General features: G+C 65.6%; 25 protein-coding genes, 1 pseudogene and 1 riboswitch. Of the genes and pseudogenes, 10 read left to right on the forward strand and 16 right to left on the reverse strand.

The window, feature by feature from the left end; translation table 11 throughout:
• Positions 1 to 108 precede the first annotated feature (108 nt).
• Positions 109 to 747, forward strand: a complete 639-nt coding sequence (locus ACHQ4I_RS22100) for a peptidase inhibitor family I36 protein (RefSeq protein WP_420773699.1) — start codon at positions 109 to 111, stop codon at positions 745 to 747.
• Positions 748 to 1062: 315 nt separating this feature from the next.
• Here the strand turns inward: ACHQ4I_RS22100 and ACHQ4I_RS22105 are convergent, their stop codons facing one another.
• Positions 1063 to 3273, reverse strand: coding sequence for a protein kinase domain-containing protein (locus tag ACHQ4I_RS22105; protein WP_420773700.1), 2211 nt, complete (start codon positions 3271 to 3273; stop codon positions 1063 to 1065).
• Positions 3274 to 3669: 396 nt separating this feature from the next.
• The gene (locus tag ACHQ4I_RS22110) at positions 3670 to 5067 is read right to left on the reverse strand and encodes a nucleobase:cation symporter-2 family protein (RefSeq protein ID WP_420773701.1); all 1398 of its coding nucleotides are present in this window, start codon (positions 5065 to 5067) and stop codon (positions 3670 to 3672) included.
• An 876-nt stretch (positions 5068 to 5943) separates the two neighbouring features.
• Here ACHQ4I_RS22110 and ACHQ4I_RS22115 point away from each other — a divergent pair.
• Positions 5944 to 6081 (forward strand): hypothetical protein, encoded by a 138-nt coding sequence (locus ACHQ4I_RS22115; RefSeq protein ID WP_420773702.1) that lies wholly within the window; start codon positions 5944 to 5946, stop codon positions 6079 to 6081.
• Between the two features lie 113 nt (positions 6082 to 6194).
• Here ACHQ4I_RS22115 and ACHQ4I_RS22120 read toward each other — a convergent pair whose 3' ends face one another.
• Together ACHQ4I_RS22120 and ACHQ4I_RS22125 are read right to left on the reverse strand one after the other, a co-directional pair.
• Complete coding sequence (locus ACHQ4I_RS22120) at positions 6195 to 7328, reverse strand: ABC transporter permease family protein (RefSeq protein WP_420773703.1); 1134 nt, start codon at positions 7326 to 7328, stop codon at positions 6195 to 6197.
• A gap of 518 nt (positions 7329 to 7846) precedes the next feature.
• Positions 7847 to 8650 (reverse strand): LLM class flavin-dependent oxidoreductase, encoded by an 804-nt coding sequence (locus ACHQ4I_RS22125; RefSeq protein WP_420773704.1) that lies wholly within the window; start codon positions 8648 to 8650, stop codon positions 7847 to 7849.
• Between the two features lie 222 nt (positions 8651 to 8872).
• Here ACHQ4I_RS22125 and ACHQ4I_RS22130 point away from each other — a divergent pair, with 222 nt between their 5' ends.
• Positions 8873 to 9319 (forward strand): YybH family protein, encoded by a 447-nt coding sequence (locus ACHQ4I_RS22130; protein ID WP_420773705.1) that lies wholly within the window; start codon positions 8873 to 8875, stop codon positions 9317 to 9319.
• 15 nt (positions 9320 to 9334) lie between these two features.
• Here ACHQ4I_RS22130 and ACHQ4I_RS22135 read toward each other — a convergent pair whose 3' ends face one another.
• Complete coding sequence (locus ACHQ4I_RS22135; protein ID WP_420773706.1) at positions 9335 to 9631, reverse strand: SDR family oxidoreductase; 297 nt, start codon at positions 9629 to 9631, stop codon at positions 9335 to 9337.
• Between the two features lie 25 nt (positions 9632 to 9656).
• A complete protein-coding gene (locus ACHQ4I_RS22140) occupies positions 9657 to 9977 on the reverse strand; it encodes a hypothetical protein (protein ID WP_420773707.1) in 321 nt (106 codons plus the stop codon).
• Positions 9978 to 10204: 227 nt separating this feature from the next.
• Here ACHQ4I_RS22140 and ACHQ4I_RS22145 point away from each other — a divergent pair, with 227 nt between their 5' ends.
• The 3 genes and pseudogenes from ACHQ4I_RS22145 to ACHQ4I_RS22155 all read left to right on the forward strand — a co-directional run bounded on the left by ACHQ4I_RS22145 (position 10205) and on the right by ACHQ4I_RS22155 (position 12066).
• Positions 10205 to 10930 (forward strand): arsenate reductase/protein-tyrosine-phosphatase family protein, encoded by a 726-nt coding sequence (locus ACHQ4I_RS22145; RefSeq protein WP_420773708.1) that lies wholly within the window; start codon positions 10205 to 10207, stop codon positions 10928 to 10930.
• Between the two features lie 22 nt (positions 10931 to 10952).
• Positions 10953 to 11348: a VOC family protein gene (locus ACHQ4I_RS22150; protein WP_420773709.1), complete on the forward strand. Its 396-nt coding sequence runs from the start codon at positions 10953 to 10955 to the stop codon at positions 11346 to 11348.
• Between the two features lie 11 nt (positions 11349 to 11359).
• A pseudogene (locus ACHQ4I_RS22155) lies at positions 11360 to 12066 on the forward strand (TVP38/TMEM64 family protein).
• Between the two features lie 175 nt (positions 12067 to 12241).
• Here the strand turns inward: ACHQ4I_RS22155 and ACHQ4I_RS22160 are convergent.
• Positions 12242 to 12718, reverse strand: coding sequence for a GNAT family N-acetyltransferase (locus ACHQ4I_RS22160; RefSeq protein ID WP_420773710.1), 477 nt, complete (start codon positions 12716 to 12718; stop codon positions 12242 to 12244).
• Positions 12719 to 12831: 113 nt separating this feature from the next.
• Complete coding sequence (locus ACHQ4I_RS22165) at positions 12832 to 13428, reverse strand: TetR/AcrR family transcriptional regulator (RefSeq protein ID WP_420773711.1); 597 nt, start codon at positions 13426 to 13428, stop codon at positions 12832 to 12834.
• A gap of 106 nt (positions 13429 to 13534) precedes the next feature.
• On the opposite strand from ACHQ4I_RS22165, the gene ACHQ4I_RS22170 reads away from it, so the two are divergent.
• Entirely contained in the window at positions 13535 to 14230 is a 696-nt protein-coding gene (locus ACHQ4I_RS22170; protein ID WP_420773712.1) for an SDR family NAD(P)-dependent oxidoreductase, read from the forward strand.
• A gap of 64 nt (positions 14231 to 14294) precedes the next feature.
• Here ACHQ4I_RS22170 and ACHQ4I_RS22175 read toward each other — a convergent pair whose 3' ends face one another.
• A complete protein-coding gene (locus ACHQ4I_RS22175) occupies positions 14295 to 15140 on the reverse strand; it encodes an SDR family NAD(P)-dependent oxidoreductase (RefSeq protein WP_420773713.1) in 846 nt (281 codons plus the stop codon).
• Between the two features lie 201 nt (positions 15141 to 15341).
• Positions 15342 to 15875, reverse strand: coding sequence for a YbhB/YbcL family Raf kinase inhibitor-like protein (locus ACHQ4I_RS22180; protein ID WP_420773714.1), 534 nt, complete (start codon positions 15873 to 15875; stop codon positions 15342 to 15344).
• Between the two features lie 89 nt (positions 15876 to 15964).
• On the opposite strand from ACHQ4I_RS22180, the gene ACHQ4I_RS22185 reads away from it, so the two are divergent.
• Positions 15965 to 16642: a GntR family transcriptional regulator gene (locus tag ACHQ4I_RS22185; protein ID WP_420773715.1), complete on the forward strand. Its 678-nt coding sequence runs from the start codon at positions 15965 to 15967 to the stop codon at positions 16640 to 16642.
• Between the two features lie 154 nt (positions 16643 to 16796).
• Here the strand turns inward: ACHQ4I_RS22185 and ACHQ4I_RS22190 are convergent, their stop codons facing one another.
• The 3 genes from ACHQ4I_RS22190 to ACHQ4I_RS22200 are packed head-to-tail and all read right to left on the reverse strand — an operon-like array spanning position 16797 to position 18327.
• Entirely contained in the window at positions 16797 to 17417 is a 621-nt protein-coding gene (locus ACHQ4I_RS22190) for an alpha/beta fold hydrolase (RefSeq protein ID WP_476445400.1), read from the reverse strand.
• A gap of 49 nt (positions 17418 to 17466) precedes the next feature.
• Positions 17467 to 17814 carry an alpha/beta fold hydrolase gene (locus ACHQ4I_RS22195; protein ID WP_420773716.1) on the reverse strand — a complete coding sequence of 116 codons (348 nt, stop codon included), beginning with the start codon at positions 17812 to 17814 and terminating at the stop codon, positions 17467 to 17469.
• Positions 17815 to 17835: 21 nt separating this feature from the next.
• Entirely contained in the window at positions 17836 to 18327 is a 492-nt protein-coding gene (locus ACHQ4I_RS22200; RefSeq protein WP_420773717.1) for a DinB family protein, read from the reverse strand.
• Positions 18328 to 18467: 140 nt separating this feature from the next.
• On the opposite strand from ACHQ4I_RS22200, the gene ACHQ4I_RS22205 reads away from it, so the two are divergent.
• Positions 18468 to 19049: a helix-turn-helix domain-containing protein gene (locus ACHQ4I_RS22205; RefSeq protein ID WP_420773718.1), complete on the forward strand. Its 582-nt coding sequence runs from the start codon at positions 18468 to 18470 to the stop codon at positions 19047 to 19049.
• Between the two features lie 82 nt (positions 19050 to 19131).
• Positions 19132 to 20133, forward strand: coding sequence for a helix-turn-helix transcriptional regulator (locus ACHQ4I_RS22210; RefSeq protein ID WP_420773719.1), 1002 nt, complete (start codon positions 19132 to 19134; stop codon positions 20131 to 20133).
• 109 nt (positions 20134 to 20242) lie between these two features.
• On the opposite strand, the gene ACHQ4I_RS22215 is transcribed toward ACHQ4I_RS22210, so the two are convergent.
• The 3 genes from ACHQ4I_RS22215 to ACHQ4I_RS22225 all read right to left on the reverse strand — a co-directional run bounded on the left by ACHQ4I_RS22215 (position 20243) and on the right by ACHQ4I_RS22225 (position 25391).
• Positions 20243 to 20773, reverse strand: coding sequence for a DUF8020 domain-containing protein (locus tag ACHQ4I_RS22215; RefSeq protein WP_420773720.1), 531 nt, complete (start codon positions 20771 to 20773; stop codon positions 20243 to 20245).
• Positions 20774 to 20946: 173 nt separating this feature from the next.
• The gene (cobN, locus tag ACHQ4I_RS22220; protein ID WP_420773721.1) at positions 20947 to 24663 is read right to left on the reverse strand and encodes a cobaltochelatase subunit CobN; all 3717 of its coding nucleotides are present in this window, start codon (positions 24661 to 24663) and stop codon (positions 20947 to 20949) included.
• Positions 24664 to 24696: 33 nt separating this feature from the next.
• Positions 24697 to 24796: riboswitch (cobalamin riboswitch) on the reverse strand.
• Between the two features lie 154 nt (positions 24797 to 24950).
• Positions 24951 to 25391 (reverse strand): nuclear transport factor 2 family protein, encoded by a 441-nt coding sequence (locus ACHQ4I_RS22225; RefSeq protein WP_420773722.1) that lies wholly within the window; start codon positions 25389 to 25391, stop codon positions 24951 to 24953.
• Positions 25392 to 25454: the final 63 nt, after the last annotated feature.

Consider the following 25454-nt stretch of genomic DNA (forward strand, 5'->3'; position numbering starts at 1 on the left):
TTTGTGGCGTTGTTCGCGATCATGGTCGGATTCGGGATCATCGGCTGCAAGCCGGGAGAAGCGACCGATGTGGCCAAAGATGTCACCTGTCAGATGGTGGTACCCGTTGTGGAGGCCGTCGCGACGACGCTACGGGCGGGGGCGACGGTCACCGCAGGGCTGATCGTGGCCGCCACCGGGATCGCGTTGAGCGAAGCCTGCACCTTGCTGCTCGACCAGTTCGGCGCTGCTCCGGACAAGGAACATGATGTGGTCCTGGAGAATGGAAAGGGCGGGGAACCTGCCAAGGTCAGCGGAAAGACCTTCATCAGCGTGACCGACAAGTGGTGCAACACAACTGGTGGGTGTACTGGTTACGACCGCTGCCCCACCGGCTGGACGTGCCTGTTCACCGGAAGTGAAGGCACTGGAAAGATGTCGTTGTTCACCACCGGTTCGCCCGACCTGTCCAAACAGCACATCGATGCCGCCACGATCTCGGTGTTCAACCGAGCTGAAAAGACCGCCACACTGTATGCCGCTCATGACTACCACGGCGACACCTACACCGTCGCCAAGTCAGCGAAGGGCGACCTGCCAAGCGAGTGGCGAGGGAAAGCGCGGTCGATCGTTGTCGGGGCACCCAAGACATCGACCCAAACCACGACCACCACAACTGTGACGCCGACCGGCTCGACGACAACGAAGCCACCGATCAGCCGCACGACCTCGATCACGCCGTCGTCCGGCGCCTCGACCACTCGCTGACCACCCTGCCCGCAAGATCGACGCCGCCACACAATGATCCGCGCATTCCGGTACATGCAGGCTCGCGACGAACGACCAGCGACCTGGGCAGCCACAGACGCCCACCTCGACAACCCCACTGGCGTGGCCGGGCTGGTGGAAGCGTTGCGGGACATCGGACTGACCGAACAACTCGAAACCCTCGCAACCCGAACCATCACCGACGCACCCCTCGTCGAAAGGACCCAGACAAGGCGGCTTCCCAGCTGGGCCACGCCAGCAGCGAGGTCACCAAGCGGACTTCAGCGTGACCGGCCGGATCTCCGGCATTATTTGCTAGACCACCCGTTCGAGCGCGCGCAGGTCTGCATCCAGCTTCCTGAACAGCCAATACACGGCGACGAATGCGAGCCCGGAGCCTGCGCACAATCCAAGAACCGAATCGCGCACCAACGGAAGCTCACCCGGCTCGAGGAAGCTGAATCCGGCCAGCACCGCGATCACCGGCACCGACGCCGTTACCGCGAGATAGGCCGTGGTTCTTCGACGCAGCGCACGAAGGTCGGCGGAATCGTGCGCCGTCGTGCGACCGTGGCGCAGATAGACGGGATACACACAGCGGACGACGTAGAACGTTGAAAGGAAGAACGTGTAGGCGACGGCGATGATGCCGGCCACCAGAACGGTCGTCGCCGCATGGACCAGCAGCCGCGTCGGAAGGTCGGTGAACCAGCGGATAAGCATCACCCCTGTCACGGTTGCGAGAACCGCGGCCAGCAGAGTGTTCATCGCACACAGGTCGCCCCAAAATAGTGTTCGCGACCGCACCCGCGCGAGCATTGCCTCGTCGTAGCGTCTGCCGTCACGCAAGCCGCGAGGAACCGCGAGCAATTCACGCGAGAAGTATGCGTAGATGAGGACGGCCAGCGGATTGGCACAGAGAAGGAAGACGATGACACCCGTGTTGAGCTGCGAGTTGGTGGCATCGGACAGGCGCTCTCTGATCAGTTCCTGGACGTGTGCTGCCATGTAGACCGTCGCTAGGCCGACGCCCACCAGCGAAGATGACCAGAGGATGGGGGTGGGCCATCGCGAAAGTCGTGCCCGCCAACTGTTCGGTGGCGGATAGACAAGGTCGCGGGCCCTCTCCTCGAGGCACAGGTCGAGCTGCTGGGCCAATTCCGAACCGCATGAGTAGCGGTCTTCGCGGTCGGGCGATAGACACTTCAGCAGCACTCGGCGCAACGCCATCGGGCAACCCGGCGGAAGCTCCGACAGGAACTTCGCCTCAATGGGTCTGCGCCGCAGTTCGAGCATGCGGGCCAGCGACGTCTCCGACTCGCCGGCGGACGCTTCGTCGGCGAATGGGCGCCGTCCCGTGAGCAACTCCCACAACATGACAGCCAGCGCGAAGATGTCGCTTCGGGTGTCGAGGTCGGCGGCGGTCACCGGCAGATCCGGATGGCAGGCTTCGAGCTGTTCGGGCGACATGTACGCCAGTGATCCGCCGAAGTACGCCAGGGGGTTTGTGCCAGTGACGCGTTTGCTGAAGCTCACGTTGAAGTCGGCCAGCTTCGGAATTCCCTCGCCGCTCAGCAGCACGTTCGCGGGCTTGATGTCTCGATGCAACACCCCTCGGTCGGATGCGTGCTGAAGCGCGTCCGCGAGTCGGCGGCCCAGCCAGGCGACCGTTTCTGGCCAGGTCAGTGCGGCGGTCCGGGTCCGGATAGCAGATTCTGTGGGCCGAACCTCGCCCTTATCGGCAAGTACCTCGTCGATGGCATCGAGCAGCAGTTGCCCACTGCGGTGTTCCGAAGGCGTTGAGCGCAGTAAGCGCAGCACATCGAGCAGCGTTCCGCCCGGTAGGTACTGCATATAGAGCAGCTTCAGCTCGCCATCGGCGATGAGTCGCTGGTCGTAGATGCGCACGATGTATTCGTGGTCCAATTGCGCGAGCGTTTGCGGCTCATTGCCATGGTTATGGGAAATCTTGACCGCGACCAGTCGCTGCATTGATTGTTGCCGAGCGAGATACACCTGGGCGAAGGCGCCGGACCCGATCCGCATCAGCAGGTCGAAATCGTCGACATGGTCGCCGACGTCGATGGCGTCGAGCGCAACTTGGGCACTCAGACGAGTAATCATCGTGCTGCGGTAATCGCTCGTGACCAGTGCGAGCTCAGGGGTGGCTGCCGTGGCCGTGGCCTCAGCGACCGTGGCAGCATCGGCTGCGTGCGAGCTGCGGCGCAGGGCGTGGAATTCCTCGTAGACCAGCTCGGCCGGAAGCGGACCATCTTGCAGCTCCGCAAATTCCGCATGGTATTCGATCAGTCGTTTGGGAAAGTCATAACGCAGCCAGCGGTATTCGAGGTCGATCTTGATCAGTTCGATCAGTATCGCGCGCCGCTCAGCCGGTTCACGGGGTAGGTACGCCGACAGGTCGGGTGGGGACCCGGACGCCCAGGCCTCGGAAAACTGTGCCACTGCGGCGGCAAGCGCTGTGCGGGTCCGTTCAGCTGAATCGACCAGGTCGATCGGCTCGTACATCGGTAGCTCGGAGACCAGCCCCAGGCGATCACCCGGCGGCTACCAACGCGGCCTTATATCGCAGTCCCACATTCCTTCCTTTCCGCCAAACCTCCCCGCTCAAGGGTATCGCCCCGATGCGAGCTAACGTGCAGCAATAGCGGGGATCGAATTTCATGCGCATACATAAATACCCGCTTGCTAGATGCAATCAGATCCTGTAGGCGGTGCAGTTCGCACCGAACCAAACTACTGGGCGCCAGTGATCTTTGGCGGTGTGACCGGCACCCAGGCCAGAGAGATTTTCGAACTCCCTTGCCTGGGCGCATTTTTCGGCCTGATCGCGTGTTCGATCAGGGAGCGCTGAATGTTGGGTTGAACAGTTCCCATCGCGTCACCGTATGAGGATTGGGGTGCTTATGGCTTGACGTCGTTGTCGAGCCGGTCGCGCTCGTCGGCGGCTGCGGCGAGGACAGAGGGGCCCGGTCGTTTGCCGAATTTCCATTCGTTGAAGGCCAGGTTGAGCAGGACGGCGGCGACTGCGGCGGCGCTGATTCCGGAGTTCAAGACCACTGTGATCTTCTCGGGGAGGGCGTCCCAGAATTCCGGTGCCGCAACGGGTATGAGGCCGAAGCCGATGCCGACCGCGACGATGATCATGTTGAGGTTGTCCTGGTAGTCCACCCGGGACAGGGTGCGAATCCCGCTCGCCGCAACCGATCCGAAGAGCACGAGTCCGGCGCCGCCGAGTACCGGGTACGGAATTCCGGCGACTATCGCGCCGACCACCGGGAGCAGGCCGAGCAGCAGGAGAATCAGGCCGCCGGTTGCCACTACGAACCTGCTTTTGATTCCGGTCAATGCGACCAGGCCGACGTTTTGTGCGAATGCGCTGCAGGTGAAGGATCCGAAGACCGGGGCAACCGTCGTCGAGAGCATGTCGGCTCGCAACCCGTCCGCCACACGCCTGGCATCGACGTCGGTCCCGACGATTTCACCGATTGTGAGGATGTCGGCCGTGGTTTCGATGAGGGTCACCAGGATCACGATTGTCATCGCGACGATGGCCCCGACTTCGAAGGTCGGCGACCCGAAGTGCAGCAGCTGCGGTGGCGCGACCAAGCGGGCGCCGCCAACGTCGGAGAAGTCGGCCTTGCCTGCGCACGCCGCGATGACGGTACCGAGCACCAGCCCGATAAGAATCGACAGTCGCGACAGCGCGCCCTGGAACAAGCGACTGATCACCAGGATTATCAGCAGCGTCATTCCGGCGAATCCGATGTTCGCCAGGGAACCATAGTCGGGTGCGGTGGAGTTGTTGCCCATTGCCCAGTTGAAGGCGACCGGCATCAGTGAAAGGCCGATCACGGTGATGATCGTGCCCGTCACCACTGCGGGGAACAATCGCACCAGTTGTGCGAAGAACGATGACAGCACCAGGCCGATTACCCCCGCGACGATGATGGAGCCGAATACCGGACGTAACCCGCCGGTGGTGGCAATCGCCACCATGGTCGATACGCCTGCGAAGGAAACCCCCTGCACGATGGGCAATCGGCTGCCGAACGGTCCGATTCCGAGGGTTTGCAGCAGCGTGGCGAGGCCCGATACGAATAGGGCCGCCGTCACCAGTAATCCGATGTCGACGGCGGATAGCCCGGCCGCGCCGCCGACGATGAGCGGTGGCGCGATCACACCCCCGTACATCGTCAGAATGTGCTGGGCTCCGTAGGCGGCCAACTGTCCCGGCGAGTGTCTTGCATCCTCCGGTCGTCCACTGTCCGCCCGGCCGCGACGCCAAGTCAACATCCCCATACCTCGTCCTCTCCGACGGCGGAAATGATGTTCCGCTCCATCGGAAATGTGACAGCCATCACTCGAATGTGGCTACGGTAGGTATGTCCAGTCTTCGCTCCCGCATCGCTACACCGCATTGTTGGTTCGGCTAGTTGCCGCTGTCTTGATGCGGGAGAAAGTGTTTCGAACGTGCGTCGCTCGCAGTACGAACCGAGTGCGACGATTGGCAGCGGCCCCGGAAGTTGCAGCGGCAGCCAACGTTACGAAGCCGCTGCGGTCGCGGGGCTAAGAGTAATAGCTTCCGGCAGCAGGACTCGGCAGACGGTTGGTCGGCTTGATCACAAGACACTGGCCTCGGCCGTAAGTAGTCTTGTGGGCCGTGGGTACACAGGGGTCGGGTCCATCGGGGGAACCAAACAAATGGTTGACGCAAGTGCTACTGCCTGCGGCAGCAGTCTTGGCGACTCTCGTTGTCGGGCTTGTTGCCGCCTTCGTGGCTTGTGATAACCGGAAGACCACGCAAAGTTCCTCGACCTCAGCGATATCGGCGTCCGCGACATCGAGCACACAATCGCCACCACCAACCACGTCATCGACGGAAGCTCCTCCTCCACAAGCCAGTCGAGCACCACATCTCTCTCACCAGGTGGCGGCGCACCGGCTCCGGCAGTCTTCAGCTCCGGATCTGTAGAGCTGCAACCTGGATGGGAGGCTCTGTCGCTGCACCACCCGGGATCCTGGTATCAGGGAGACCCGGCCGACCTGACACCGACCGGCGATGTACTGACACCAGGCAATGGGGCGGCTATCGTCGCTGTCGGCAGCAACCAACCCACCTATCAGGAATGCCGCAACCGCACCGATTACAGCGGCCCTGTCCAGTGGAAACCACAGTTGCCATCAGGCTCCCACCTGTGTATCAAGATCACCGAAAACCGGGTTGGGTACGCCCGCGTCGACTACAAACCCAACCAGGACAACGAAATCACCCGCGTCCGGATCTCGGGTGTCATCTGGCAGCCCAAAGAGTAGTCCGGACGTAGACAGGGTGGTCGGATCAGCGGGATTGGGTCCGAATCCAGCTGATCTCGCTATAACGATCGGTACGACGACTGATGCAGAGGCCGGTCGGCTCCGGTATCCGATCAGTTCCGAGTACTGGCTATGTCGATCCGCAGGTTGTCCGCTCGAGGGATGACGAAGACTCTGTCTCGGGTTGCCTGCCACTCTTGGGGGATCAGAAAGTAGGTGTCGGAGGTCCGAGCCAGGAGCCGTAGTCCGCTGTAGGCGTAGTGGAATTTCTCGCCCTGCGTGGTGATTTCACCGACCTGCGCTCCTGTGCCCTCGATCGCGAGCCGATCGGTGCTCAACAGGAGGATCGAGGGCTGGCCCGGAAATCCTGCCTGGGCCAGCCCGCTTGCGTCCGCAGTGCCTCGCCGGCCCGCGTAGGTCCCGATACCCCAGAAACATCCCGCGAAGCCGAGCGCGAGCAGTGCGACCAAGACGGTCGCCGTGGCCGATCGCGGAGTATTGCGCCGCACGGAACGGCTGGAACCGATCAAGACCGGGTAGTTCGCCCGAAGTGAGGTGGCATAACCGAGTAGCACTGCACCCGCCACGAGAAACCCAGGTAGATAGGTAGTCCACGGCGAACCGACGGTCGGGGCGAGTAGCCACACCGATCCCGGCACCACCGCGAAAACCGCCCCCATGGACAGCGTGGCCCAGTACCAGCGCCGAAGAGTGCGCCTCGGGCGGTGAGTCCGCATGGCGATCACCAGCGGGAGTCCGCGAGCGGAGACGAGTCCCATCACGACGAGCAGCCCGATTACGACCGGCCAGAAAGTCGGGATGAGGCTGCGCAGGGTGTAGTCGGCTGTCGAGAACCCGAGCATGCCGACATCGATGCCGAAATACCCGTACCAAGCGCGGGCGTAGACCAAACCGAAGTAGTAGAGGACTGCACCGAAAACCACTGTCTGCGAAGCAATCGCCCCTGCTAGGGATAGTGCCGAAGCCAGTGGCGCGCCCGATGTCCGGAACGTTGCGGATACGTTCACCGGATAACAGGTGGCGAGGTCGGCGGCGTCGTAGTCGTGGTCGACGGCCGCGGAGTCGTCGGACCGAGGGTTGTGGTGAACGCCGAGGAGGGTGCCAGTGTCGCAGTACGCGGAATGACCTGGGTGGATCTGGAGGCCGACGGTGATCCGGTCTCGGACGATGAGATCGATGACGACGGGGTGTTGACACCGGTCCGCTCCGGACTGCCCGATGAGCATGCGGCCACGGCCGGGACAACTAGTAGAGCGCCGATGAATCCGATTGGTCGAGAACAGATCCGCATCACAGCCACCCCTTTGCATGTGTTCTGGAAAACGATTCTGTCATGCCCACCGAGCCGGGAGTGATCAAATCACCGCCGCCCGTTCGCGGGATTCTCAGCGTCGTGGGGATCCGACGCGGGCACCACCGCGGTGGGTGTTTCCCGTCGAGTTCGACCGAGCGCCTGGTGCGGACTCACCGCACCCGAGCTGACGGTCGACGATCTGTCCTCGGCCAGGTCTAGCTGAGTGTTGCCACCCACGAACCGTTGCAGCCCTTTTGCCGATTCATATCCGGGTAATAGGTCCAGGCATGATCCCGGATGACTCGTGGCGTGCGCGGGTGCGGCGACGAGCAGACCGTAGGCATCGGAACTCCGCAGTTCCGCGCGGAGGAGCCATGAGCGGATGCGTCTCGCTGGCGCGCTTCATCCTGGAACTCGTTTCCGGCACAGCGTTGGAGTGACCAGGACGCACTAACGTCCGGCGAGCTCGGCGACGACCGGAGCGAACCTGTCGGCGAAGTCGGCGCCGAAGACGAAATAGGAGAAGCCGATCTCCTCGCGTCGCCGCTGGATTTCCTCGGCGGCGGCCGCCGGATCATCCGGAAGTACGGTCAGCGCGTCCGCCGCGCGAAGCGCAGCAGGGTCGGTGTCGGGGTGCGCCATGTGCGGCGCGACAGTATCGCCGATAACCGGCACGGCGAGCGCGAGCTCGACGTCTCCGCTGGTGCGGAACTCGCGTGCCAGCCGCTCGACTTCGCCCCGAGGCTGATCCCCCAGCGCGAAGGTGACGGTATCCGCGACCTCGGCCGCCAACGCCCGGGCCTTCAGGCCGAGTACCGCCATCGCCACGGGCGTGTGACGGTCGGGGCCGTCGAGATCTCGCAGCGTCGTGACGGTCTCACGTACTTGGGCCAGCCGCTCGTTCGGCGGTACGACGGGCAGTCCCTTTTCGCGCAGCTCGTCCTCGATTCCCGGTCTACCGGTGCCGATGCCCATTTCGAAGCGACCGTCGGTCAATAGCGACAGCGAGTGCGCTTCCCATGCCGTCAGCCAGGCCGAGCGCAGCGGAGAGGCGTACACCCAGGTGCCCACGCGCAGGTCGGTCAGGGCCGCGACGGTAGCCAGCATGGGGCCGGGCGCCGGTTGCATCTGCGGGAAGTCGGGCACCAGCAGCGTCGAGTAACCGCAGTCGGCGATGCGGCGCACGCGATCTCGCCACGTCGGCACGTCGGATCTGAGCGGGGCAACGACCCCGAATCGAAACGGTCTCGTCATGTCCGGACTCCTGTCTTTCGGTCTATCCAGAGGAATCGACGACGGATCCACCCGAAATTCATCGGTGCAGCCGAGATCGTCTACACGCTGAAACCGAACCGGCGACCGCAGCCTGCCAGCCTCTTGACGCAAGACTCGCCGGTGGACCTGACATCCCGTGGTGCTGTGTCGTCGTACTAGCGAGAAGCCAAGATTCCACACCGAAGGAAGGGGTAGGTAGCGATGCCTACGCAACGCGAGGTCGACGAAGCCGAGATCGAGCAGCACATCGACAAGATTGTCGAAGGAATCCGAGCCAAGGATCTCGAGGGCCTCAAGCAGCTTTACGCAACGGACGTCGTGTCCTTCGACGTCGAGCCGCCGCTGCAGCATGTCGGGATCGAGGCGAAATTGAAGAACTGGGCGAGAGCGTTCACGTTCTTCAAGGATGTGAGTTATGAGGTGCGCGAGCTGACGATCACCGTGGGCGATGATGTGGCATTCGGGCATGGCTTCGGTCGGCTGAGCGGCACGTTGGCGAACGGAACGGCGACGAGCGGTATGTGGGTGCGGGCAACTTTCTGTTTCCGGAAGATCGACGGCAAGTGGTTGATTACGCACGACCAGGCATCTGTGCCGTTCGATATTTCGAGCGGCAAGGGAGTGGCCGACCTCGAGCCGGGAACGTGAGACCGCCGCCTCGCCTCACGTTCCCCGGATTTCCACATCGGAGGCTGTGGGGAGATCGGCGAGTGTCAGCACACCGCGATCGGCGGCCTGTTGAGCCAAGCGCGGATCTTCCGAGCCGGAGGCGCTCACGACAACGGCGATCCCGTCGAGTTCGCTTTGGTAGGACCGCAATCCGGGTTCGCCGAGATCGATGGTGACATCGGCGCGAGCCGGGTCACGCCCGGCGACCACGACGGTATCGCCGGTCCGCCGCAGTCCGGTGACCACGTGTTGTCCGACGGCCCCGCACCCACCGAGAACGAGAATTCTCATAGCAGCTGTCATCTCCGATCCGCCATTACGGCAGTAGTTGCCTGGTGAGGGCGTCGGTCGCCCACCACGTCCACTCTTCGAGCGTCCACCCGCGTTCGCGTACCAGCAGGTCGTAGGGTTCGGGAGCGAGTATCGCCAGGGCGATATCGGCCGCGCGGCCCGGACCGATATCGGCGCGTAGCGGGGTTTTGGCGGCAAGGGATTCGGCGAGACGTAACTGCACGGCGTGGCGTTGGGCGACGTTGGTGCGCCAGAGCTCGGCCAGTTCCGGATCTGTTGCCGCAGCCGATCGGATCACTTCGAGCAATGGGCTGACCCGAGCGAGAATCGTTGCCGCCGCTGCCACTTGGAGCCGGATCTGTTGAGACTCTAGCGAGAGGTGGATTCCCGCTCAGCGGAATCATCACCGAGCATCCGAAATCCGCACTGCGGCAACGCAACCGGACTGCAACAGGGGCTGATGCCAACGCGCGGCATGGACTGCCGCAAATGCTGTGCGACTCTCGGCGGCAAGGCGCATATTGCATCAAATTGGTTTGATGCATCGATCCGATTTGATGTATTGTGGCGTACGTGGCAACGTCCGAACGAGCGCCGGTTCCGCTCCTGATGCGCATGGCGGCACACCCGCTGCGCTGGGCGCTGATGACCGAACTGGCATCCAGCGATCGCCGGGTGCGAGAGTTGGTCGCCGCCGTCGACGAGCCACAGAATCTTGTGTCCTACCACCTGCGGCTATTGCGCTCGGCGGGGCTGGTGACGGTGCGTCGCAGCAGCTTCGACGGTCGCGACAGCTACTACCATCTCGACCTGCCCTGCTGCGCAACCGCATTCGGCGATGCCGCCACCGCCCTGCATCCGGCGCTGGCGCCCACGCACCGCGAATGGCCGAAGGGCAGCTCGGTGTTGTTCCTGTGCACCGGTAACAGTGCACGTTCCCCGATGGCCGAGGCACTGCTGCGGCACCGAATCGACGGCATCCAGGTCACGAGCGCGGGCAGCCGTCCCGCACCGCGGCTACATCCGAACGCGGTGCGGGTGCTGCGCGCGGACTACGGCATCGACCTCGAACCCCGGCAGCCGCGGTCGCTGGACGCCGTCGCGGGGCGGCACTTCGATTACGTGATCACGTTGTGCGACAAGATCCGCGAGGTTCCTCGTGACCACGGATCGGCCACCGAAACACATTGGAGCCTGCCCGATCCGTCCGCCGCCGCGGACACCGACCGTGCGACCTATCCGGAATTCCGGCGTGTCGCAACCGAACTCGATACCCGTATCGGGTTCCTGCCGCTGTAAACACAATCAAGGAGATCCGACCATGACGACGACCGCACCGACCGAACTCGCCCGCGTCCGCTACCTCGTCGACGATGTGCGGGCAGCCGTCGACTTCTACACCACCCACCTCGGCTTCACCGTCGACTTCGACGCCGCGCCCGCCTTCGCCGCGGTCGTGCGTGCCCCGCTGCAGCTGCTGCTGGCCGGACCCAAGAGTTCCGCAGGACGCCCGATGCCCGACGGCGCCACCCCGACGCCCGGCGGCTGGAACCGCCTGCAACTCGTCGTCGACGACATCGCCGCCGAAGTCGCGCGGCTCCGGGCGGCCGGTGTCAGCTTCCGCAACGACATCATCAGCGGCCCCGGCGGACAACAGGTTCTGCTACAAGACCCCGCGGGCAATTTCGTCGAACTGTTCCAGCCCGCACACCGCTGAAAGTACCTCCCATGCCGAGCGCGACTCCCATCACCGCCGTCGTACGCCGCCGCGCACAATGGCTCCGTGATCCGAGGCTGATCCTTGCTGTGCTGCTGCTCGCGGCGTTCGTGGCGATCGCGCCGTTCGTCCCGCATCCGGACGCCGAACAGATCCGCGACTGGGCACGGGCCACCGGTCCGTGGTTTCCACTCATGTTCTTCGTTGTGCATGCACTGGCGACCATCGCCCTGCCGCGGATCCCGTTCACTCTCGGCGCCGGACTCCTGTTCGGACCGATCACGGGCGTCGCCGTCGCGGTCTGCGCCACGACGGTGAGTGCGGTGCTGGCCTTTCTGATCGCGCGTGCAGTCGGGCGCGACGCCATCGCCGCACGGTTGACCCATCCGGCGGTCGCGTCCCTCGACCGCCGCCTGGCCCGTCGAGGCTGGCTCGCCGTCGGGTCGCTGCGGCTGATCTCGCCGATTCCCTTTCCGCTGATCAACTATTGCGCTGGCGTATCGTCGACCCGGCTCGTGCCGTACCTGATCGCCACGGCCATCGGTGTGCTGCCCGGCACGATTGCCGTTGTCGCTTGGGCGACGCGCTGACCGGAGGTACCGATCCCGCGGTGGTCGTCGTCTCCGCGATCTGTGTTGTGGTCGGCTTGGTCGGCCTGGTGGTCGACGCCCGTATCGGCATCGAGGAACCCAATGCGGCAGATCCGGTCGGGGCGTGACCGATAACGGCTCGACGGAAACGCGCACGGCCCCCGCCGGTCCGAGTCGGCGGCTGGGCGTGACCGACTCGGTTGGTCCTGGCCGCGATGATCGGCGCGGGTATCTTCGCCGCCTTGGCGCCCGCCGCACGCGCGACAGGGCCGGGACTGCTGCTGGCGACCGGGGCTCGGTTGGTTAGTCGAGGGCGCGCTCGAACTCCAGCTCATCGCGCAGCGGGATGTCGTATGTGCCCAATTCGGGGATCTCGGGCTTCACGGTCCGTCGCGCCTCGTCGACCGCGCCGCAGCGCAGCGCCGACAGTCGGAATCCGCGCCGCTGGTAGAACCGGATCGCATCGAGATTGTCGTTCGTTGCGACCAACCACATGCGCGTACACCCCTGCGCGCGAGCGAGTTCCTCGAGCCGGTCGATGAGCGCCGTGCCCACGCCGCCCCATTGACCGGACGCGCGCATGACCACGATCTCGCAATCGGTACCGACGATGTCGTACGCCAGCGCACCGACCATTTCGTCTTCATCCATAGCAACCAGGAGCCGCCGCTCGCGCGCGTCGACCAGCTCGCCCCGACGGGCTATACGTGCCCAGTGATGCACCTCGAGAAACCGGGCCAGCCTAGCGTCACCAGCGGAAACCTCGAATACGTTCACCATGGACCAATTGTGGAGGATCGCTGCGTGATGCGGGTCACGTATTCGATGGGCGCTTTCCGCCTTGATGCCGGGTGTGCGGACCCCGATGCGGATGTCGGGTCCGGAGTGGGCACTTATCCCGAGCGAGGTTCCAGCAGGTCCTCGACCAGGCTGCTGGTGAGAGCACGAGGGATGCTCGCCCCGGTCAGAGCGCAATATACGAGCGGACCGAGCAGGGCATCAAGAGTGGCGTCGAGGCCGAGTTTGGGCGAGATCTCACCGGCGTCGATTGCGCGCTCGAGCATGTCGCGTTCTCGAGCGCGGCGCGGATCGAGGTAGCGCGTGTGGAAGCTCTCGGCCGTGCCGGGATTGTGCTGCGCCTCGGCGATGAGTGCGAGCAGGACCTTGCCCGCAGGCTCGCGGGTGAGGAATCGGGCGAAGCCGCGGACGTACGCGCGGATGTTTTCCGCTGTGGGCTTGTCCGTCGGGACAGGGAGGCGCTTGTCGCTGTCGTCGATGAGCGTATCGAGGAGAATCTCGACCTTCGAGGGCCACCAGCGGTAGATCGTCTGCTTGGCGACGCCGGCTCGACGCGCAATCGCCTCGATCGTCAGAGCGCCGAAGCCATGCTCGACGAGCAGATCATCCGCCGCATGCAGCACGGCCAGCCGCGCAGCCTCGTCGCGACGGTTGCCCGAGCGCGTCCTGGGCTGGGAGTTCGCGGCGGGCATGGGGTCACCCTACCGGTCGGCGATGCCATGACCGGTCAGCGGCGTAATGCTATTGTCTAGACGCAACGTTGCGTCTATTGAATATTTCGCCAGGTAGGAGCAGATAATGTCCGCCACGTCCCACCGTCAAGCGCTCATCATCGGGGCCTCCAGAGGCTTGGGCCTGGTCTTGGCCACCGAGCTCGCTCGACGCGGCTGGCGAGTCATCGCCACCACACGCCGCCGCGGCGGCGAGCTACAAGTGCATTCCGATGCCTCCAATGGACGGCTGCACATCGAAACGCTGGAGATGACCAGCTCCGAACAGTTGGCCGCACTGCGCGAGCGACTGGACGGGCAACCACTCGACCTACTCTTCGTCAACGCCGCCATCGACCGCGGCGATCTGCCGATCGACGAGGTCTCCCCCGACATGTTCACCGAAGTGATGATCACCAACGCACTGAGCCCGTTGCGTGTCCTCGCGGCCCTGCGCGGGCTCGTCGTGCCTGGCGGAACCGTCGCGGTCATGTCCTCCGAGCAGGGCAGCATCTCGCGAAACACCGAGGACGGCTATGAGCTCTACAAAGCCAGCAAGGCCGCGCTCAACCAGCTGATGCGCAGTTACGCCACCCGCCATGCCGGCGACGGACACACCAAACTGCTCATCGACCCCGGCCACAACCGGACCCGGCTCGGCGGACCCGACGCGCCCCTCACCCCGCAGGAGAGCATCCCCGCCGTCGCCGACGTCCTCGAGACGCAGGCCGGCGCGCCCGGCCTGCAGTTCCTGGATCGGCACGGCCAGCCCGTCCCGTGGTAGAGCCATACTCGTGCGGGCCGCGCCCCCGTAGGCCACGCGACGCGCGACCTCGTGGCCCACCACCTCAGCCCACCGCCGAAACGACTGCGGCGTCACTGATTTCGAGCAGGCGCCGGCGCGCCTTCGGATCGTCGGCCTGCGCGTGCGGACGGCTCTGGCCGGTGCCGTTGAAATACCGGCCCGTCGTCTGCGCCAGGCCCGGATCGCAGATCAGCCGGAGAGTGGCGTCCGCGCCCTCGGCGACCGTGCTGATCGGCGTGACGCCAGCTTCCAGCACCATGGTCGTCGCCATGAGTGTGGCCGGGTGCAGGGCGTTCACCGTGACGCCGGTCCCGTCGAGTTCCTCGGCGTACTCGATGGTCGCCATGATCATCGCCAGCTTGGCACGGCAGTAGGCGGTGTACACGTCGTAGTCGTGCTCGAGGTTCGGATCGTCGAAGTCGATCTCCTGCTGCCCGGCGGAAGCCACGTTCACCACCCGCGCCGGAGCCGATGCCCGCAGCAGCGGAAGCAGCCGCCGTGTCAGACGATACGGGGCCAGATGGTTGACCGCCCACAGCAATTCGTTGCCGTCGGCGCTGAGTTCGCGTCTCCCGTTCAGCTGCCCGCCGCCGGTGCCGGCATTGTTCACCAGCACATCCAATCGCGAAGTGCGGGCGATGATCTCGTCGGCCAGCCGGTCCACCTCCGCGAGCCGCGACAGGTCGGCCAGGATGATCTCCGGCTCGGGCCCGCGCGCGGCCGTCACCTCGGCTGCGAGCGCCGCGGCCCGATCGGCGTTGCGGCCGTGCAGAATCAGCCGGGCACCCGCGGCCCCGAGCCGCACCGCGAGTTCCCGACCGAGCCCGTCCGTCGCGCCCGTGATCAGCACGGTGCGATCGACCATGCGATCGATATCGTTGTCGCTCATAGGCTCTCCTTGCAGTGTCATTTCCCGTCCTCGGTCCGGATGCAGACCGAAGTGACGGTCGAGTCGAGCCCGACATGTACGCCGCGGCGCGGGTGCACGACGCGCGGTTCGCCTGTGGCCGGCATCGGTCTGCCGTTCATCATGACCTCGCCCCGGCAGACGATGGCGTCGCCGTCGCGGGGCTGAACTCTCGAATGGAGTTCATCGCGGAGTCTCCGCCGTGGCGACGAGGGTCGCTCGACCCAGGATGTGACCGGCGATGGTGAACCCGAGCAGAGCCGGGGTGGAGTCAGCGGCGATGCCGATGTCGTCGACATCCAGCGCGTGCACGGTGACGAAGTAGCGGTGCTTGCCGTGCCCCGCCGGCGGTGCCGCACCGCTGTATCGAGGTACGCGCGCGTCGTTGGGCAACTGGAAGGAGCCGCCCGGCAAACCGGTGCCGGCGTCGTCTCCGGCCCCCTCGGGCAGGCTCGTGGTCGTGGCCGGGATGTTGGCCACAGCCCAGTGCCAGAAGCCGGAGCCGGTGGGGGCGTCCGGGTCGTAGACCGTAACGGCATAGCTCTTGGTGCCGGCCGGAGCATCACTCCAACTCAGCTGCGGGGAAACGTCTTTACCGCCGGGGGTGCTGGAGGACCACTGCTCGGGTTCCCAGGCGGCACCGTCGCTCACGGTGGTGCTGGTGACCGTGAAAGAGGCCGCCTCGGGGAGGCGAGCGAAGGGATCGTTTGCGCTCATCGTGTCGCGCCTTTCGTATCGTGCCCAACATGCATCATCGATGTTATCAGAAATAATCGATTATTCTTCAAATCGTCTATGATTGGATCATGACGGTCCACGCCCCGACCCCGCCGGCGAAGCAGATGCTTTCCGAGCAGGTCTACGCACACTTGCGGAACGCGATCATGCGCGGCGAGTACGCGCCCGGTGACGCGCTCAAGCCGCAGGATTTATCCAGGCAACACGGCGTGAGCCTGGCCGTGGTGCGTGAGGCGCTGGTGCGGCTGGTCGGTGAGGGCCTTGCCGACCGGCTGACCAATCGCGGCTTCGCGGTCCCAGCGTTCTCCGACGACCGCTGGCAGCAGATCGGCGAGGCCCGCCGGACCATCGAGCCGGTCCTGCTACGCATGTCGATCGAACGTGGTGACGTCAACTGGGAGGGCGATGTCCGAGCTGCCCACCACCGGTTGGCACGCACACCGGCATTCACTCCGGAAGAAGGCGAGTACTACAGCGAGGCGTGGGCCGAGGCTCATCGGGTCTTCCACCGCGCTCTGCTAGCGGGATGCGGCAACCCCGTCCTGCTGGAAACCTTCGACCGGATGTGGATCGCCAGTGAGCTGGCCCGCCGCTGGTCGACGCACCGCAATCCCGACCGGGACGGCATCGACGAGCATCGCTGGCTGGAGGAGGCAGCGCTGGCCCGCGACCCCGACACCGCAGCCGACATATTGACTCGACACCTCACCCTGACAACGGCCGTGCTGGCAGAGCAAGAAGGGTGACACCTCCGACAACCCGTCCGGTTGGTTCGACGCAACCAAATGTGCACCGGGGACACCGAACTCGAGCGGCGCGGCGCATTCGCGGGCAGCGGACATCGATGGTGCTTTCGATGAACGGTCGAGCATGTTGCGCCCCGAGCCGGGCCGGGCGTCGTCAGTCGAGGAAGTGCTCGAGTTCCGCGGTGACGAACTGGGGATTCTCCTCGACGAGCCAGTGCCCCGCGTGCGGGACGTCCACGGCTCGCACGATGTTGGTCAGGCGCGCAGAGACGGTGGCTCGGATCGCGTCGAGTTGGCCCTGGGCGGTCATGAGCAGGGTCGGGACGGATGTCGGTGGGTCCGCCACGGTGTCGCGGACGTCCTTGTCGAGAGCGCGGTAGAGCTCGAAGCCGCCCGACAGTGCCACGGGCGCGCTGTAGGTGCGGGCGAATTCGTCGATCTCGGCGTCGGTGAACGGGGACCGCGCCGAGGTGCCGCCGAATGCCGTGCCGCCGAAGGAGACTTGCGGGTAGAACATGGCCAGGTACTCGCGGACATGGTCGCCCACGATCGCTTCGGGCACCCGTGGCTGGGAGTGGAAGGCGATGTGCCAGCTCAGTGTGCGGTAGGTGCGTGCATCGATCGCGGGGCCGGGGAGCGGCAGGTCGAGGTAGGCGAGGCGGGCGGTGTCGGCGGGGAACTGGTCGGCGTATCGGAACGCGACGGCGGCACCCCAGTCGTGTCCGACGATCCGGGCGTCGCGCACTCCGAGCCGGTCGGCGATCAGGGTGTGCACGTACCGGGCGAGGGTGGCCTTGTCGTAGCCGGTCGGTGCGCCGGTGCTGTCACCCAGTCCCGGGGAGGTCGACGGCGTAGACGGTGTGGTGTTCGGCGAGCGCGGGCATGATCGGCCACCAGCCGTACCAGGTCTGGGGCCAGCCGTGGATCAGCACCACCGGCGTGCCGTGGCCGCCGGTCACATAATGCATGCGGACGCCGTCGACGTCGGCGAACTCGTGCTGAAAAGTGTTCTCGAACTTGGGATCCCCGTGTGTGGCGGCGGCGTAGGAGGGGATGGCGCGGATTGTCGTGGAGCAGGCCGCGGTCCCCATCGTGAGCAGGATCGCGAGTGCGAGGGTGGCGACGGCGCGCGTGGAGCGGAGCAGGCCGTGCGGCCGGGTTGCGGTGATCATGTGGTCCTGTCCTGGGTGAAGTCAGCGGCCGGTCGTGCCGTCGATCAGTTCGCGGAGGATGTCCGCGTGGCCTGCGTGGCGGCCGGTCTCCTCGATCATGTGGGTGAGTGCCCAGCGGATGCTGGGAGCGGGACGGCCCGGCCGCGGTCGAGGGACGGGTGCGCCGAGATCGGTGCAGCCGTCGAGTATTTCGTTGGCCCGCTCGACCGCCTCGCGGTAGCGGTCGACGACATCGGCCACGCTGTCGGCTGGTGCGTGCCGGAATGTCGCCTGCCAGTCGGTGACGTTGTCCCCGAGGAACATCGAGCGTTCGACGAAGGTCAGGTGCTGGAGCAGGCCGAGCAGGTTCGTGCCCGACGGCACCGCGGCCGTTCGCACCTGTGGTTCGGGGGCGCCCTCGACCTTCGCGGCGATCGCGGTCCGCAGATAGTCGAGAAAGCCGCGCAGCACCTCGGCCTCGCCGCTTCCGGTCCGGGGCGGCGGAGTGTCGGTGCGGCGCTTGCTGGTTGGCACGGTATCTCCTTCGCGGGCGGTGCGGCGGATTAGCAGGACGTGGTCGGTGACCTCGGCAGTGCGCCTGTCGGTACGCGCTCAGTCTTGCCACGCTCACCACGATCTGGCACGCAATCTTGCTGTTCCGGCAAGATGGCCTCGTGGACAGCGAAACGGACGATGTGCTCGACGCGGTGGGGCCACGGTTGCGTGCGTTGCGGCGCGACCGCGGCATAACCCTCGCCGACCTCGCCGCGACGACCGGCATATCGGAGAGCACCCTGTCCCGGCTGGAGAGCGGGCAGCGCCGAGCGACGCTCGAGTTGCTGCTGCCGCTGGCCCGCATCTACGACGTGCCGTTGGACGACCTCGTCGGTGCCCCGCGCACCGGCGATCCGCGAATTCACCTGAAACCGATCCGGCGTTTCGGGATGATCTTCGTGCCGCTGTCCCGGCGGCCGGGCGGGGTGCACGCGTTCAAGATGATCATTCCCGCGAGTCCGGCACCGCTGGAGCCGACGCCGCAGACACACGACGGCTTCGAGTGGCTGTATGTGCTCAACGGCCGCCTCCGATTGGTAGTCGGCGAGCGCGACCTGAACCTGCCGCCCGGCGAGGCGGCGGAATTCGACACCTCCCTACCGCACTGGCTGGGCAGCGCCGACGGCGGCACGGTCGAGCTGCTCATCCTGTTCGGCTTGCCGGGTCTGCGATCGCATGTACACGCCGCCCCGCACCGGTGAGCTTGCCCGGGAACCGGCTCGTGCGCCGTTGACGTGATGATCGCGGAAGACTCAGTTCCGCGATTGCTGGGATCATCGCAGAATGTTGGAAACTTCGGCACGGTTGCTGCGGCTGCTGTCGCTGCTGCAGTTGCATCGGGATTGGACCGGGCCCGCGTTGGCCGAGCGGCTGGGGGTGTCGACGCGGACCGTTCGGACCGATGTCGCGCGGTTGCGGGTGCTCGGATACCCGGTGGATGCGACCCCCGGGGTTGCGGGCGGGTATCGGTTGGGGGCCGGATCTTCGCTGCCGCCATTGCTTTTGGATGATGACGAGGCCGTTGCCGTGGCGGTGGGGTTGGCGACCGCGGCCAATGGCGCGGTGACCGGGATCGAGGAGACCTCGGTCCGCGCGCTGGCCAAATTGGAGCAGGTGCTTCCCTCGCGGCTGCGGCACCGGGTGCGTGCGTTGACCGTCGCCACCGTGCATGTCCCGCATCCGGGACAGTCGAATGTGGACGCGACCGTGCTGACCGCCATCGCCACCGCGATCCGGGCCAGCGAGCGACTGCGGTTCGATTACGTAACCCATTCGGACGCAATGAGACAGCGGGTAGACGTGGGGTCACAACGCGCGGACACGGCGTCACGACGCGAGGTGGAACCGCATCGGCTGGCGCACTGGAATGGCCGCTGGTACCTGGTCGCATGGGATATCGGACGCGAGGACTGGCGCACCTTCCGGGTCGACCGAGTGACACCGCGGACCCCGAACGGTGCCCGCTTCACTGCGCGGATACTTCCGGAAACCGAAGTGGCCGAACGGTTGCAGCGCGGCGTCGGTATGGCGACGTGGCGCTACCGAGCCAGGGTGCGGGTCGCGGCACCGGCTACCGATGTGCGTGCGCGGCTGCCCGTCGCCGTCACGGTGGAACCCGACGGACCGAATCACTGTGTGATCCAAGTCGGTTCGGATACACCGCAAACGCTCACGCTGTATCTCGGCCTGCTCGATGCCGATTTCGAAGTGCTCGACGCACCGGAACTCGCCGCACACCTCCGGGCGACCGCCGAACGGTTTCGGAAAGCGGCGGGCCAGAATTGAACTGCGCTGTGTCCTGAATTTCGGTAAGCGGCAACCCCGGTCGGGCGAATTCGGTGAAAGCCCGGCCGAGGGTACCCGTTGGAAAGTTACCTAAACCGTTCGATTTCGGTCATTGGTTGGCGCCGGCGATACCGCCGATGATTCCCCCGATGACGCAACCGGGAATGAATCCGACGACGAGGAACACGAGCCCGATCAACGCGCCAACCGCGCAGCCGATCAGGACGCCGGCGACCGTGGTGCCCGCGTCACCGATGTACTGCAGCGGGGCCGATACCGGCGCCGGAGCGTTGACCGGTGTCAGCGTCAATGTCGTTGCCGCGGCGTCGACTTCGGGCGTGACCTGCACCGACTGGCCCGCCACCGTCTGCAGCGTGGTCGGCACCGTGGCGACCACCGAGCCGTCGGGCGCCAGCACGGTAATGCCCGCGTCCGGCGTGAGCACGAACTTGCCGGAGGCCAATGTGATGGAGGCATCGGAGCGATCCGTCGCCACCGCCGCGGTGTATTCGATGCCGTGATCCACCCCGTTGAGGACGGTTTCGGACGACACTTCAGGCGATCCGTAGGCGGTGGCCGCGGTGATACCTGTCGCGGCAACGGTCAAAACCGTTGTCGCTACCAATTTTTTGATCTTCATCAGGATTTCCAATCATCCAGCCGATTCGATTGATGTTTCCCCGAAAAACGGACATGGGACATCAATCATCATGCGCCCCCGACGCGCTCGGCGTCGACGGAATCAGGAAATCGAATTACGTTGCAAGATCAAATAATTCGAAATACCAAGGAACTGGGGGATTGCTTTCTCCGCTATTCCAGTTCACCCTCGGTCTCCAGGTAGATCTGACGCAATCGGTCCAGCGTCGCCTGCTCCGGATGCTCCCACAACTCCCGTTGCGCCGCCTCCAGCAGACGCTCGGCAATGCCGTGCAGCGCCCACGGGTTGGACTGCTCCATGAACTTGCGGTTCACGTCGTCGAAAACGTAGCTCTCGGCAAGCTTTTCGTACATCCAGTCGGCCACGACATTGGTGGTGGCGTCGTAGCCGAACAGGTAGTCGACGGTGGCCGCCATTTCGAAGGCGCCCTTATAGCCGTGCCTGCGCATCGCCTCGAGCCAGCGCGGATTCACCACCCTGGCGCGGAACACGCGCGAGGTCTCCTCCGATAGCGTGCGGGTGCGCACGGCGTCGGGGCGGGTGCTGTCGCCGATGTAGGCCTCGGGGTTCTTGCCGGTGAGCGCACGCACCGTGGCGACCATGCCACCGTGGTACTGGAAGTAGTCGTCGGAGTCGGCGATATCGTGCTCGCGCGTGTCGGTGTTCTTGGCGGCCACGGTGATTCGGCGGTAGGCGGTGCGCATATCGTCGGCGGCGGGAGCGCCGTCGAGGTCGCGACCGTAGGCGTAACCGCCCCACGCGGTGTAGACCTGCGCGAGGTCGTCGTCGGTGCGCCAGCTCTTGGAGTCGATCAATTGCAGCAGACCCGCACCGTAGGTGCCGGGCTTGGAGCCGAAGATGCGCGTGGTAGCGCGGCGCGTGTCGCCGTGCTCGGCGAGGTCTCTTTGCGCGTGGGCGCGAACGTAATTCGACTCCGCGGGTTCGTCCAGTTCGGCGACCAGTCGGACCGCGTCGTCCAGCAGTGCGAGCACGTGCGGGAATGCGTCGCGGAAGAAGCCGCTGATGCGGACCGTCACGTCGATGCGCGGACGGCCCAGCTCCGCCAGGGCGATCACCTCGAGCGTGGTGACCCGGCGGCTCGCCTCATCCCACACCGGGCGCACGCCGAGCAGCGCGAGCACTTCCGCGATGTCGTCGCCGGAGGTGCGCATGGCGGAGGTGCCCCATACCGACATCCCGACCGAGCGCGGATACTCGCCATGATCGGCTTTGTATCGATCGAGCAGCGAATCCGCCATCGCCTGACCGGTCTCCCAGGCCAGCCGCGACGGGACCGCCTTGGGGTCGACGGAATAGAAATTCCGACCCGTCGGCAGGACATTGATCAGTCCGCGCAGCGGGGAGCCGCTCGGGCCCGCCGGAATGAAACCGCCGTTGAGCGCGTGCAGGATTCGGTCGATCTCGATGCCGGTCTGACGCAGGCGGGGCACCACCTCGGCGGCGGCGAAGCGCAGCACGCTTCGAACTGCGGTAAGGGTGTCAGCGGTGGGGTGTGCACCTGCGCTCAGTGAGTCGGCGAATGCGTCGACCAGGCCGTCGACCGCATTCACGGACCAGTCGGTAGCCTGCAGTCCGGCGAGCAGCTCCCGCGCCTGGCGCTCCACCGCATCGACCCGATCGCGCGCTTCGGTACCGGATTCGTTCAGCCCCAACGCTTCCCGCAGTCCGGGCACATTCCGTTCGCCGCCCCACAGCTGGCGGGCCCGCAGCATGGCGAGTACCAGATCGAGTTCGGTCTCCCCCGCTGGCGCCTGACCGAGCACGTGCAGCCCGTCGCGGATCTGCACATCCTTGATCTCGCACAGCCAGCCGTCGACGTGCAGCAGCATGTCATCGAAGACATCCTCGTCGGGGCGTTCGGACAAGCCGAGGTCATGGTCCATTTCGGCCGCGCGCATAAGTGTCCAGATCTGCTGGCGGATGGCGGGCAGTTTGGCCGGATCGAGGGTGGAGATATTGGCGTGCTCGTCGAGCAGCTGCTCCAAACGCGAGATATCGCCGTAGCTTTCGGCGCGGGCCATGGGCGGGATGAGGTGGTCGACGAGGGTGGCGTGGGCGCGACGCTTGGCCTGGGTGCCCTCGCCCGGATCGTTGACCAGGAAGGGGTAGATCAGCGGCAGCTCACCGAGTGCGGCGTCGGTGCCGCAGGAGGCGGACATGCCGAGGGTTTTACCGGGCAGCCACTCCAGGTTGCCGTGCTTGCCGAGATGCACCATGGCGTCGGCGGCGAAACCGTCCGCGGCGGCGATCCACCGGTAGGCGGCGAGGTAGTGGTGGCTGGGCGGCAGGTCCGGGTCGTGGTAGATGGCGACCGGATTCTCGCCGAAACCGCGCGGCGGCTGCACCATCAGCACGATATTGCCGAAACGCAATGCGGCGATGACGATTTCGCCCTTGGGGTCGGCGGACCGGTCGACGTAGAGTTCGCCGGGCGGCGGCCCCCATGCCTCGACGACGGCCGTACGCAGATCCTCGGGCAGGGTTTCGAACCAGCTGGTGTACTGGTCGGCGCTGATGCGGATCGGGTTGCCCTCGAGCTGTTCGGCGGTGAGCCAGTCCGGATCTTGACCGCCCGCGGCGATCAGCGCGTGGATCAGCGCGTCGCCGTCGCGTTCGGCGAGCCCGGGCACCTCGCCGTCGGCGCCGAGATCGTAACCGGCCGACCGCATCTCGGTGAGCAGCCGGATCGCGCTCGCGGGGGTGTCCAGGCCGACCGCGTTGCCGATGCGTGCGTGCTTGGTCGGGTAGGCCGACATCATGATGGCGATGCGCCGCTGTCCGGCGGGAATGTGGCGCAGTCGTGCGTGCCGGACCGCGATACCGGCGACCCGGGCCGCGCGCTCGGGATCGGGCACGTAGGTGGACAGGCCATCGGCGTCGAATTCCTTGAAGGAGAACGGAACCGTGATGATGCGGCCGTCGAATTCCGGGACGGCCACCTGGGTGGCGACGTCCAGCGGTGAGAGGCCATCGTCGTTGGCCTCCCACTGGGCACGGCCGCTGGTGAGGCAGAGGCCTTGCAGGATCGGCACATCCAGTTCGGCGAGGGCCGCGACATCCCAGACCTCGTCGTCACCACCGGCCGACGCGCTGGCGGGTTTGGTGCCACCCGCGGCGAGCACGGTCACGACCAAAGCGTCTGCCGTGCGTAGGGTTTCGAGCAATTCCGGCTCGGCGGTGCGCAGGGATGCGCAGTACAGCGGGAGAGCCTTCGCTCCCGCGTTCTCGATCGCGGTGCACAGCGCATCGATGTAGGCGGTGTTGCCCGCGAGATGTTGTGCACGGTAATAGATCACGGCCACCGTCGGCGGTTGCTCGGCGCTCGGACCGGACTCCGCCCCCAACGCGTCGACAATTGCGCTCGGGTCGCGGTGACCAGCAACCGTGCCGAAGGGCCGGGAAACCGCCGCAGGGTTGCGCGGAGTCCGCTCCAACTCCCCCCAGCTCGGCAGCTGCACCGGCGGCTCGAAGCCGTGACCGGTGAGCAGCACCGTATCGGAGAGGAAATTGTGCAACTGCCGCAGGTTTTCCGCGCCACCGGCGGCGAGGTAGTTGTGCGCGTCGGCGGCGACGCCACCGGGCACCGTCGAACATTCCATCAGCTCGGCATCCGGCGCGATCTCACCGCCGAGCGCCACCATCGGCACCCCGCTGGCGCGCACCGCCTCGAGCCCGTCCTCCCAGGCCCGCTTGCCGCCCAGGATTCGCACGATCACCAGATCGGTGCCGTCGAGCAGCACGGGCAGATCCTCGACCAGCAGCCGAGCCGGATTCCCCCACCGATACTCCGCGCCGCTCGCACGCGCGCTCAACAGATCGGTGTCGGACGTCGACAGCAGCAAAATCACAGGTGGCAGCCTTCCTCGGGTGACGCGCCCATCGGGTTACGGTGCTCGCCGGAGAGGGTCTGGCTGTTGACAGTGGCGCGACCGCACCGGAGTTCCACCGGTTTCCTCATCGCCCGCCGAGCACCCAGATGCTAGCCCGCCTCCCCGCGCCTATTGCCGACCGGTAGGTACTGTCGTGGACCGGCGTCACGTACTCGGCATGTACTGGGCGTACCCACGAGCCGCGCCTGATTGTTGACGACGGCCATCTCGCGGGGTTCGGCGGGTACGCCCGGCCTCGGTCACGCTCAGGTCAGATCGGCGTTCCCGTCGATGACCTTCAGGTGGTAGTGGAATTTGTCGACGCGCCAGCCCGCGTCGGTGCGTTCGGCGCCGATCGTGTAGCTGCCGACGAAGGTGCGGGTCTTGCCGTGGGCGGCATCGTTTTTCACGTGCACAGCGATCGCATCGGCGTGGATCTCAGCGCGGTCACCCTGCAGGTCGACCAGGTAGTTACCCGCCTGATGATGGACACCGTCGAGGTCGTCGAGACCCGTGCGCCAATCGCCGACGATATCGGCCGCGGCGCGAACCGCCACCGGCCCACCGAAGCCGCCATCGAAATCGACCTTCGCCGTGAATACCTCCGACAGCAGGTCATCCCACCGCTTCTGGTCGGTGTAAACGAACATCCTGGTGATGACGTCGATGATCGCGAGTCGGTCGGCAACGGTGGAGATTTCACTCATGCGCTCACCTTAGTGCGTATCTGAGAACTCGGGATCGTGTGGCGCCGTCGGTCACTGGAGTCA

It is taken from the genome of Nocardia nepalensis, from assembly GCF_048910785.1.
GTDB classification, from domain to species: domain Bacteria; phylum Actinomycetota; class Actinomycetes; order Mycobacteriales; family Mycobacteriaceae; genus Nocardia; species Nocardia nepalensis.